The sequence below is a fragment of the Actinophytocola sp. genome (genome assembly GCF_035712165.1).
GTDB lineage: Bacteria > Actinomycetota > Actinomycetes > Mycobacteriales > Pseudonocardiaceae > DASYTH01.
In genome coordinates, this window is record NZ_DASTBH010000479.1 from 1 (window position 1) to 10,309 (window position 10,309).

Annotated in this window: 7 protein-coding genes; 5 read left to right on the forward strand and 2 right to left on the reverse strand. The window is 72.6% G+C overall.

Features of this window, described 5'->3' with window-relative positions; translation table 11 throughout:
- Positions 1-572 (reverse strand): hypothetical protein (locus VFO68_RS26985; RefSeq protein ID WP_325161201.1); only part of this gene is annotated, 572 nt, incomplete at its 3' end.
- An 84-nt stretch (positions 573-656) separates the two neighbouring features.
- Here VFO68_RS26985 and VFO68_RS26990 point away from each other — a divergent pair.
- Both VFO68_RS26990 and VFO68_RS26995 read left to right on the forward strand, forming a co-directional pair.
- Positions 657-1,640: a zinc-binding dehydrogenase gene (locus tag VFO68_RS26990; RefSeq protein ID WP_325161202.1), complete on the forward strand. Its 984-nt coding sequence runs from the start codon at positions 657-659 to the stop codon at positions 1,638-1,640.
- Between the two features lie 45 nt (positions 1,641-1,685).
- On the forward strand, positions 1,686-2,510 hold the full coding sequence (locus VFO68_RS26995) for an SAM-dependent methyltransferase (RefSeq protein WP_325161203.1): 825 nt from the start codon (positions 1,686-1,688) through the stop codon (positions 2,508-2,510).
- Here the strand turns inward: VFO68_RS26995 and VFO68_RS27000 are convergent.
- The gene (locus tag VFO68_RS27000) at positions 2,477-3,949 is read right to left on the reverse strand and encodes a DUF885 domain-containing protein (protein WP_325161204.1); all 1,473 of its coding nucleotides are present in this window, start codon (positions 3,947-3,949) and stop codon (positions 2,477-2,479) included. The genes VFO68_RS26995 and VFO68_RS27000 overlap by 34 nt on opposite strands.
- Before the next feature lie 120 nt (positions 3,950-4,069).
- Here VFO68_RS27000 and VFO68_RS27005 point away from each other — a divergent pair, with 120 nt between their 5' ends.
- The 3 genes from VFO68_RS27005 to VFO68_RS27015 form a co-directional block, all read left to right on the forward strand.
- Complete coding sequence (locus VFO68_RS27005; protein ID WP_325161205.1) at positions 4,070-5,272, forward strand: phytanoyl-CoA dioxygenase family protein; 1,203 nt, start codon at positions 4,070-4,072, stop codon at positions 5,270-5,272.
- Positions 5,273-5,280: 8 nt separating this feature from the next.
- Positions 5,281-6,915 carry a fatty acyl-AMP ligase gene (locus VFO68_RS27010; RefSeq protein WP_325161206.1) on the forward strand — a complete coding sequence of 545 codons (1,635 nt, stop codon included), beginning with the start codon at positions 5,281-5,283 and terminating at the stop codon, positions 6,913-6,915.
- Positions 6,912-10,309, forward strand: a 3,398-nt coding sequence (locus VFO68_RS27015) for an amino acid adenylation domain-containing protein (RefSeq protein WP_325161207.1), incomplete at its 3' end; no start/stop codon positions are given. The genes VFO68_RS27010 and VFO68_RS27015, both read left to right, overlap by 4 nt.

Consider the following 10,309-nt stretch of genomic DNA (forward strand, 5'->3'; position numbering starts at 1 on the left):
GGTTCCCCGGCCACCTGCCGGGCCAAGCCGGGAACCGCCGAGTGCACCGGAACCGGGGTCATGCCGTGCGTTCCGGTCATCGGGAGTTCGTCCGGCGCGAGGCGCACGTGCCAGCCGACGGCCAGCACCGTGCGGCACCGCTCGGCATCGACCTGCATGCCGGCGCCGTACACCGGGCGGCATCCGACGGCGCCGGCCAGGTACCCGCAGAGCGGCTCGACCGGGTTGGTGACCACCAGGACCGGGCGCTCCTTCCAGTGCCTGGTCTCGACGTGCCGCTCCAGCAGGGCGAGGTTGCGCCGCGCCACCGCGGCCCGGCCCGCCTCGATCCGGCCGCCGGCCAGGTAGGGCCGCAGCACCTCGGCCTCGTTGTCGGCCACGCACACCAGCACCGGAGCCGCCGTGCCGGCCAGCACCTCGAGGCCGGCGGCCGTCACGTTGGGCGGCAGCGGCGGCGGACGGTCCGGGTCGCGAACCACGGCGACCAGTTCGCGCCGGGGATGGCGGTCCGCGATGCGGTCCAGCACCGGCCTGCCCAACGAGCCGAGGCCCCAGACCACGAGATCAGTCACCGCGCGAGTCTTCCGGACACGCCGCGTGGCCACAAGGGGTGGATCATTGACCTCCAGTTAACTAGAGCTTCTATGGTCGGCGGTATGCACGCGATCCGGCAGTACGAGTTCGGCCCGCCCGAGAACCTGCGCTACGAGCAGGTGGACGACCCGCGACCCGGTCCCGGCCAGGTGCGCATCGCCGTCGCCGCCGCCGGGATCCACCTGCTCGACACCACGATCCGGGCCGGCCAGGCCGGCGGCCCGTTCCCGCTCCCCACGCTGCCCATGACACCGGGCCGCGAGGTGGCCGGGGTGGTCGACGCGGTCGGCGCCGGTGTGCCCGACAGTTGGCTGGACACCCGGGTGGTGGCGCACCTCGGGCAGCCGAGCGGGGGCTACGCCGAGCGGGCGCTGGCACCCGCCGAGGCACTGCATGCGTTGCCGGACAACGTGTCCGACGACGTGGCGGTCGCCATGATCGGCACCGGCCGGACCACGATGGGCATCCTGGAGACGGCCGGGCTCACCGCCGACGACGTCGTGCTGGTCACCGCGGCGGCCGGCGGCATCGGCAACCTGCTGATCCAGCACGTGCGGGCGATCGGCGCCACCGCGGTCGGACTGGCCGGCGGTGAGTCCAAAGTGGACCAGGTGCGCCGGCTCGGCGCCCAGGTCGCCGTGGACTACGGCCGGCCGGGTTGGGCGGAGCAGGTGCGGGCCGGGCTCGACGGCCGTGCGGTCACGGTCGCGCTGGACGGCGTCGGCGGCGAGTTGGGCCGCGGCGCGCTCGAACTGGTCGGGTCCGGCGGCCGGCTGCTGATCTTCGGCTGGTCGTCCGGCGAGCCGATGCGGTTCACCGCAACGGATCTGGTCGGTCGCGGGCTGACCGTCGGGGTGGCGGTCGGCCCGAGGTTGCTGCAACGACCGGGCGGCCTGCGTGAGCTGGAGACCCGGGCCCTCGACGCCGCCGCGAGCGGAGCGCTGGTTCCGCTGGTCGGACCCCCGTTCCCGCTGGCGCGGGCGGCCGACGCGCACCGCGCCCTGCAGTCCCGCGCCACGATGGGCAAGACCGTGCTCAAGCCCTGATCGAGGTTTGTTGACGCATCGACGGGTTGCCAAGACGCTGGCCCAATGACTACTCAGGACGCCGTCAACCCGCAGTACGCGACGCTGACCGACGCCTCGGTCGAGATCCTCGGCGGCAACATGCACGTCGGCTACTGGCACGACGCCGGGGACGACGCGCCCATGGAGGTGGCCACCCTGCGGCTGACCGACATGGTGATCGACAAGGTCGATCCGGCGCCGGGGCAGCGTCTGCTGGACGTCGGCTGCGGCAACGCCGCGCCCGCGGTGCGGTTCGTGCGCACCAGGGACGTCGAGGTGGTCAGCATCGACATCGGCGCCTACCAGCTACAACTGGCCAAGGACCGGGTGCGGGCCGAGCGGCTCGACGACCGGATCACGGTGCAGTTCGCCGACGTCAACGACATGCCGTTCGAGGCCGAGTCGTTCGACCACGCCTGGTCCAGCGAATGCCTGATCCACGTGCCGGACTGGACCGAGGCGCTGCGCAACATCGCCCGGGTGCTGCGCCCCGGCGGCCGGCTGGTGGTCACCGACTGCGTCGAGCGGGCTCCGGTCGACGCCGCGACCCGCGACTTCCTGGACGGCTACTACGCCAGCGTGCACTGCCTGTACAACAAGCTCGACGAGATCCCGGCCAAGGTGGCGGCCGCCGGCCTCGAACTGGTCGACCTGATCGAGGTCGGCGACCACATCCTGCGCCGCACCATGCGCGCGGTGGACGACGGTTTCCGGGCCAGGGCCAGGGAGATCGAGGCCAAGAGCGGGATGCCGGCCGACATCACCGAGAAGATCGGCGTGGACGCGGTCCGGTTCAGCGAACTGCCCGAGGCCGGCTACGCCATCGTGGTCGCTCGGAAACCGGCCTGATCCTCGAGGATCTTCAGGCCGCAGGGGCCGATCGCCAGCATCTCGGCGTGGAACCGGCGCAGGTCGAAGTGCTTGCCCCGCACCCGTTCCGCGCGCTGCCGGGCGGCCCGCCAGACCCGCTCGCCGCACGCGTAGGTCAGCGCCTGCCCGGGCCAGGCCGCGGTGCGCAGCACGGTGAAGTACAGCATCGCCTCGGGAATCGTGGTGTGCTCGCGGAGCAGTTCCAGCACCCGCTCATCCGTCCACCCCAGACAGTGCAGGCCGATGTCGGCCAGTGCCACGGCGGCGTTGGCCCGCAGTCCCATCAGGTAGCCGAAAAGTTGCGCGGGCTCGGCCAGAGCGCCCAGTTCCGCCATCAGGCCCTCGGCGTAGACCGCCCAGCCCTCGGCATGCCCGAACACGGTGGTGTGCCGCTGCCACAGCGGCAACCGCTCGTCCAGCAGGGCCGCGCCGACCTGCAGGTGATGTCCGGGCACCCCCTCGTGATGGATCATCGTGAGCTCCCGCCAGACCGGGGTCGAGTCCTGCCCGGCCGGCACCGGCCAGTGCACCCGGCCCGGCCGGGTCCCGGTGGCGGCCGGCGGCAGGTACCGCACCGGGCCGGCCTCGGGCTGCTCCGCAACCACCGCCTCGACGCGCCGCAACGGTTCCGGCACCTCCAGCACGGTCCCGTGCACCAGGTCGAACGAGGCCTCCAGCTGTTTCTGCGCCCACTGCTGGAGTTCGTCGACGCGGACGTGCCAGCGAGGGTCGGCGTCGAGCAGGTCGGCCACCTCGCGAACGGTCCGACCCCGGGCGATGCCGGCGGCCACGATCCGAGTCCGTTCCGTCAGTTCGGCCAGCCGGTCGGTCAGCCAGGCCCGGGTCTCGGCCAGGTCGACATCCAGGCCGAGGGCGTGCCGCGCGGCCACGGCGTACCGCTCGGGGCCGATGCCGTCCGGGCCGTGCGCGGTGGGCAGCACGTCGCGTTCGAGGCCGTCGGCGAACCCGGCGAAGGCCGGCTCACCCTGAGCCCAGAACCGGACCGCGCCGAGCATCATCTCGGCCTGGCGGCGGGAAACCGGGCCGGTCTCGCGCAGGGTGCGCAGATATCCGGCGAGCGCGTCGGGCAATGCGGCGAGCCGGGCGCGCCGGTCGTCGGGATCGGTGGTCTGCTCCAGTGCGGTGCGGATCAGCACCGGTGGACTGACCACGATGTTGAGCGAGGCTGCCAGGCCACTGTCCAGATAGGCCAGTTCCGCGGCCAGCCGCTCGCGCAGCACCGGGGCGTCGTTCAGCCGGGTCAGCGTGCCGCGCAACAGGTCCACCCGCGCCGCCCAGCCGTCCGGGCTGTAGTCCGGCAGCGCGGCGTCGAAACCGGCCCGCCCGCACAGCGTGGCGTACACCGGATCGAGCCGGCAGTATTCGTCGAAGTATTGGTCTGCCAGATCGGCGAACATGGCGCTAATACTATCGAAACGGGATCGAGGATCGCTGAAGCTCGCAACTCACTCAAGCCGGGTTGACGACGGACAAATCGGGACATACGGTCAGATCTTGAGCTGATCGGGGGTATCACGATGCGCGACCTCAGGGACTCCTCGGAAATTGCTCAAGAACCGGACCGGTTAAGACAAAGAATTGCTCAGGACGGTTACGTCTTCTTTCGCGGGCTGCTCGATCCGGAGCCCATCCGGGTGCTGGCCGGCGACCTGCTTTCCGCGCTGCAGCGGGAAGGCTGGCTGCGCGACGGGGTACTGACCGGCCCGGCCCGGGACTTCAAGAACGCCAACTTCTACGGCGGATACACCGCGCTGCAACGGCTGGAGTACTTCCACGCGCTGCCGCACGAGCCGGCGCTGACGCAGATCATGCGCAACCTGCTCGGTCCGGACGTGTTCCTGCACCCGCGCAAGACCGGCCGGATCGTCTGGCCGACCCGGCTGGGCACCACCCCGGGGATCTACCCGCACCAGGACTTCGTGGTCGAGGGCGTGCCGGACATGTTCACCTCGTGGATCCCGTTCCTGGACTGCCCGCGCGAACTCGGTGGCCTGGCCATCCTGGTCGGCTCGCAGAACCAGGGTGTCGTGCCGCGCTTCGACCAGGTCGACCGGTCCGACGACGCCTGGGCCAGCACCGACTACAAGGTCGGCGACGTGCTGATCTTCCACTGCCTCACCGCGCACGCGGCGCTCGCCAACGGCACCGACGGGTTGCGGCTCTCCGGTGACTACCGCTGGCAGTCCGCCGCCGACCCGGTGCCGGCCGACTCGCTGCTGCCGCACCTGCACGGCGCGGTGCCCGGCTGGGACGAGTTGACGCGGGGCTGGAGCGACACCCGGTGGGTGCGCGCCCCGGACGGCCTGCAGGTGGTCGACCGGGTCGGCGGGGAGTCCCCCGTCGTGCCCGGCTCCCGGTACGTGACGGTGCCGCCGCAGTCGTCCCGGGACGGCGAGCACACCGTGCTGGCCGGGCTGTTCAACAATCTTCGCGACGCTTTCCGGCCGGCCAAGGCACACGGGAAAAGCGCGGTCATCCATTACCGGATAACGTCCGGTTCCGGGCCGCACAATTGGCAGCTCGCCATCGCCGACGGAATATGTCAGGTCATGCCGAATGGCGATCGGACGCCGGACGTCACCATTAGCGCGGAATTTCGCGACTATGTGCGGATCATGGGCGGAAAGCTCGATCCCGGCCAGGCTTTCGCCACCGGGAGCCTGCGGGTCGACGGCGATGTGCCGATCGCGCTCGAACAGCTGCAGTGGTTCCGGGACTGAGGGACGCGATGACCACGTTTGTCGACCTGATCAGGCGGCGGGCCACCGAGGACCCCGGCGGCACGGCGTACACGTTCACCGCGGGCGGGCAGGCGGAGCGACTCGGCTACGGCGAGCTCGAACACGCGGCGCGCTCGGTGGCGGTCGGCCTGCGGGAGATCGCCGCACCGGGCGACCGGGTGCTGGTCATGTGCTCGCCGGGGCTGCGGTTCGTGGTCGCCTTCGCCGCCGCGCTGTATGCCGGGGTGATCGCGGTTCCGGTGTACCCGCCGACCAACCCCCGCAGCCTCACCCGGCTGGCCGGCATCGCCCAGGACGCCAAGCCGGTCGCGCTGGTGGCCGACGCGCCGGTGCTGGCCCTGCTCGCCACGCTCGACGACGGACAGCTGGGTGACCTCCCGCTGTTGGCCGTCGAGGACTTCCCGGCCACCGGCGCCGACCTGCCCGGCCTGCCGCGACCCGACGACGTGGCGTTCCTGCAGTACACCTCCGGATCGACCGGCGATCCCAAGGGAGTCGTCGTCACCCACGGGAACCTGGTGCACAACTCCGAGGTGATCCGCGACCGGATGGCGCTGTCCCGGGACTCGGTGTGCGTGAGCTGGCTGCCGCCCTACCACGACATGGGTCTCGTCGGCGGCATCCTGCAGCCCCTGCACACCGGTTTCCACGGCGTGCTGCTGACCCCGCTGGAGTTCCTGCAGCGGCCGCTGTGCTGGCTGGAGGCGGTCTCGGCCTATGGCGGCACGGTGAGCGGCGGTCCGGACTTCGCGTTCGACCTCTGTGTCCAACGCTACGACCCGGAAACCGGACCGGAGCTGGATCTGCGTTCCTGGGCGGTGGCGTTCTCCGGTTCCGAGCCGATCAAAAGCCGCACCCTGCAACGGTTCGCCGAGCACTTCGCGTCCTGTGGGTTGCGGCGCACGGCGCTGTACCCGTGCTACGGCCTGGCCGAGGCCACGCTGTTCGTCTCCGGCGGGCCGGTCGGCCGGGAACCGGTGATCCTGCGTGCCCGGACCGAGGCGCTGGCACGCGGAGTGGTCGAACCGGCCCCGGACGGCGACCTCGCCCTGGTCGGCTGCGGCGGGCCGCACCCGGAACTGCCGGTGTGCGTCGCCGATCCGCAGACCCTGGACCCGTTGCCGGACGGGCAGGTCGGCGAGATCCTCGTTGCCGGACCCAGCGTGGCGCAGGGCTACTGGAACCGCACCGACGACCACCTGTTCCACGCGGAGGTCTCCGGCGCCGCCCACCTGCGCACCGGCGATCTCGGCTTCCTGCTGGACGGCGAACTGTTCGTCACCGGGCGCAACAAGGACGTCCTGATCATCCGGGGCCGCAACCACTACCCGCAGGACATCGAGGACACCGTGGAGCGCGGCCATCCGCTGGTGCGCACGCGCGGCGTCGCCGCGTTCACCGTCGACGACCGGCTGGTGGTCGCGGTGGAGATCGCCGACCCGGCGGCGGCCGGGGAGGTGGTGGCCGCGGTGCGGGCCGCCGTGGCCGAGGAGCACGGGCTGGCCGCCCAGGTGGTCCCGGTCGCGCCGCGCGGCGTTCCCAAGGCGTCCAACGGAAAGCTCCAGCGCGGCCGGTGCCGGGCGCTGTACCTGGACGGCGAGCTGCCGCCGGTGCTGCCATGACCGACGACGTCCTGGCGGAACTGCGCGCGGTGGCCGCGGATCTGCTCGGCACCGAGGCGGACCGGGTGGACCCGAGCCGGTCGCTGATCAGCCTCGGCTTCGACTCGCTGATGGCGATCACCCTGCAGCACCGGGTCCAGGCCGCACTCGGGGTGACCATCTCGGTGGCGGACCTGCTGGCCGGGTTCAGCATCGAGCGGATCGCCGCGACCCTGGCGCCGCCGGAGCGGAGCGCCCCGACGGTCCGGCCCCGGCCCGAACGGCTGCCGCTTTCCCACGCCCAGCAACGGTTGTGGTTCCTGGACGCGCTGGAACCGGGCACCGGCGCCTACACGGTGGCCGGCGCGGTGCGGCTCACCGGCGTGCTCGACCTCGCCCGGCTGGCCGCCTGCCTGTCCCGGGTGGTCGCCCGGCACCAGGCGCTGCGCACCGTGTTCCCGCTCGACGGCGACACGCCGTACCAGAAGATCCTGCCCCCGCAACGGGTTCGGCTGCCGATGACCGACCTGTCCGGGCTCGCTCCGGCCCGCGCCGAGGGTCAGGCCGCGGTCGTGGCGCGGCAGTTGGCGCAGCGCCCGTTCGACCTCGCCACCGGACCGGTACTGCGCGCCCACCTGGTCCGGCTCTCCCCCACCGTGCACGACCTCGTCGTCGCGGTGCACCACATCGCCTGCGACGGCGCCTCGATGAACGTCATGCTGGACGAGCTGACCACGCTCTACCGCGGCGACGAACCGCCCCGGCTTTCGGTGCAGTACGCGGACTACACGCTCTGGCAACGGGACTGGCTGGCCGGGCCGCGGCGCGAGCGGCAGCTGGCGTACTGGCAATCGGCACTTGCCGGGGCGCCGCCCGAGCTGCGGCTGGCCACCGATCGCCCGCGCCGGGGCGGTGCGGCCGGACCCGGTGGCGCGGTCCGGCATTCGCTGCCGGCCGGCCTGTCCGCCCGCCTGCACGCGCTCAGCGGGTCGGCCGGCACCACCCTGTTCATGACGATGGCCGCGGCGTTCAGCGCGTTGCTCGGCCGGCTGGCCGGACAGCCGGACGTGGCGATCGGCACGCCGGTGGCCAACCGGGCCGACCCGGTGCTGGAGCCGCTGATCGGCTTCTTCGTCAACACCCTGGCGCTGCGCACCGACCTGTCCGGCGACCCCAGCTTCGCCGCCCTGCTGGCCCGCACCCGGGAAACCACCCTGGCCGCATACGAACACCAGGACCTGCCATTCGAACAACTGGTGGAGGCGCTCGGGTTGCACCGCGAACCAGGGCGAAACCCGTTGTTCTCGGCCATGTTCACCCTGCGGCCCGGGCCGCTGCGCGGTTACGACCTGCCGGACGGCGCCGCCGGCCGGCTGCGCGCGGCGCCGCGTGAGCTGGACCCGGCGGCGGCCAAGTTCGACCTCACGCTGATCGTCGAGGTGGACGGCGGCGTGCTGCACACCCGCTGGGAATACCGCCGGGACCTGTTCGACGAGGGCACCGTCGCCCGGTTCGCCGAGCACTACCGGACGCTGCTGACCGGGGTGGTCGCCGAACCGGACCGTCCACTGAGCACGGTCGCACTGGTCACCGGAGAGACCCGGCAGCGGATGCTGCACCGCTGGAATGCCAGCGCCACCATGGCGGCAGGACCCGCCAACACACGCAGCCCACATGACGACGCCGCAGCGGTGGCCCGGGTGACAGTGGACACGCCGCTGGCGCCAGAGTCGATCCGGCGCCGGGCCGCCGCCGCGCCGGACGACGTCGCGCTGGTCACCGACCGGGAGACGGTGACCTACGGCGAGCTCGACGCCCGGGCCGGCGCGCTGGCCGCGATGCTGCGCAGCCGGGGGGTCGGGCCGGACACCCTGGTCGGCCTGTCCGCGCAGCGTGGTCTGGAGCTCGTGGTGGGCCTGCTGGCGATCCTGCGGGCCGGCGGCGCCTACCTGCCGCTGGATCCCACCTACCCGAGCGCACGCCTCGCGGCGATCCTCGCCGACGCGGCGCCGCCGGTCATCCTCACCCAGCGGCACCTGCTCACCCAACTCCCCGAGCACACGGCGGAGATGATCCCGCTGGACGAGCCGCTTCCCCCGGCGGCCCCGGGCGAGCCGGCCGGCCTACGGCCGGGCCACCTGGCCTACGTGCTGTACACGTCCGGCTCGACCGGCACGCCGAAGGGCGTCGCCGTCACGCACGCCAACCTGCGCGGCTTCCTCACCGCGATGACGGCGCTGTTCGGCAGGCGGCCGCAGACCTGGCTCGCGCTGACCAGCACCGCGTTCGACATCTCCGTGCTGGAGCTGGTCTGGACGCTGGCCGCGGGGCACCGGGTGGTGCTGCTGGACGAGGAGAACGCCGACGTGGCCGGCACGATCGCCCGGCACGGGGTGACGCACCTGCAGACCACTCCGTCGTTCGCCGCCCGGTTGCTCGCCGCCGGCGCCGCCGATCTGTCCCCATTGGACACGCTGCTGCTCGGCGGCGAGACCTTCCCGGCCGAGCTGGTCGAGCGGCTTCGGGCGCTGCACTCGACGAAGGTGGTCAACGGCTACGGGCCGACCGAGGCCACCGTGTACGCGACCATGCATCCGGTGGGGCCGACCGAGCGGGACATCCCGATCGGCCGCCCCGTTCCCGGCGCCCGGGTGTACATCCTGGACCGGCACCTGGAACCCGTGCCGGTCGGCGTGACCGGCGAGCTGTACCTGGCCGGGCACGGCATCGCCCGCGGCTACCTGGGCCGGCCTGCGCTGACCGCGCAGCGGTTCCTGCCCGACCCGCACGGCGCGCCCGGCAGCCGGATGTACCGCACCGGGGACCTGGCCCGGTACCGCGCCGACGGCACCATCGACTTCCTCGGCCGCACCGACCACCAGGTCAAGATCGGCGGCTACCGGATCGAGCTGGGTGAGATCGACGCCGTGCTCGGCCGGCATCCGGCCGTGCGCGCGGCGGTGACCGTGGCCACCGACGGCGCGCTGGTGTCCTATGTGGTCGCCCAGCCTGCCGTGCTGCCCCTGCTGCGCACGCATCTTCGCGCGCAGCTGCCGTCGTGGATGCACCCCGCCCAGCTCGTCACCCTGGCCGAGTTGCCGCTCACTGCGAACGGCAAGGTCGACCGCGCCCGGCTGCCCGCGCCGCCGCGGGCCGGCAAGGCCGCCTCCGTCCCGCCGCAGACGCCGGCCCAGCGCCGGATCGCGGACATCTGGCAGGCCGTGCTCGGCCGTTCCGGAATCGGTGCGCACGACAACTTCTTCGACCTGGGCGGGCATTCGCTGCTGGCCACCCAGGCGGTCAGCCACATCCGCCGGGCGTTCGGCGTCGACCTGCCGCTGCGGGCCATCTTCGAGCACCCGACGGTCGCCGGCCTGGCCGAGCTGACCGGGGCCGGTACGACCGGCGCCGGCCC

What these genes read in the sequence shown, in the direction of transcription:
- VFO68_RS26990 (WP_325161202.1), top strand. Translation starts at nt 657, where the DNA reads ATGCACGCGATCCGGCAGTACGAGTTCGGCCCGCCCGAGAACCTGCGC.
- VFO68_RS27000 (WP_325161204.1), bottom strand. Translation starts at nt 3,949, where the DNA reads ATGTTCGCCGATCTGGCAGACCAATACTTCGACGAATACTGCCGGCTC.
- VFO68_RS27005 (WP_325161205.1), top strand. Translation starts at nt 4,070, where the DNA reads ATGCGCGACCTCAGGGACTCCTCGGAAATTGCTCAAGAACCGGACCGG.
- VFO68_RS26995 (WP_325161203.1), top strand. Translation starts at nt 1,686, where the DNA reads ATGACTACTCAGGACGCCGTCAACCCGCAGTACGCGACGCTGACCGAC.
- VFO68_RS27010 (WP_325161206.1), top strand. Translation starts at nt 5,281, where the DNA reads ATGACCACGTTTGTCGACCTGATCAGGCGGCGGGCCACCGAGGACCCC.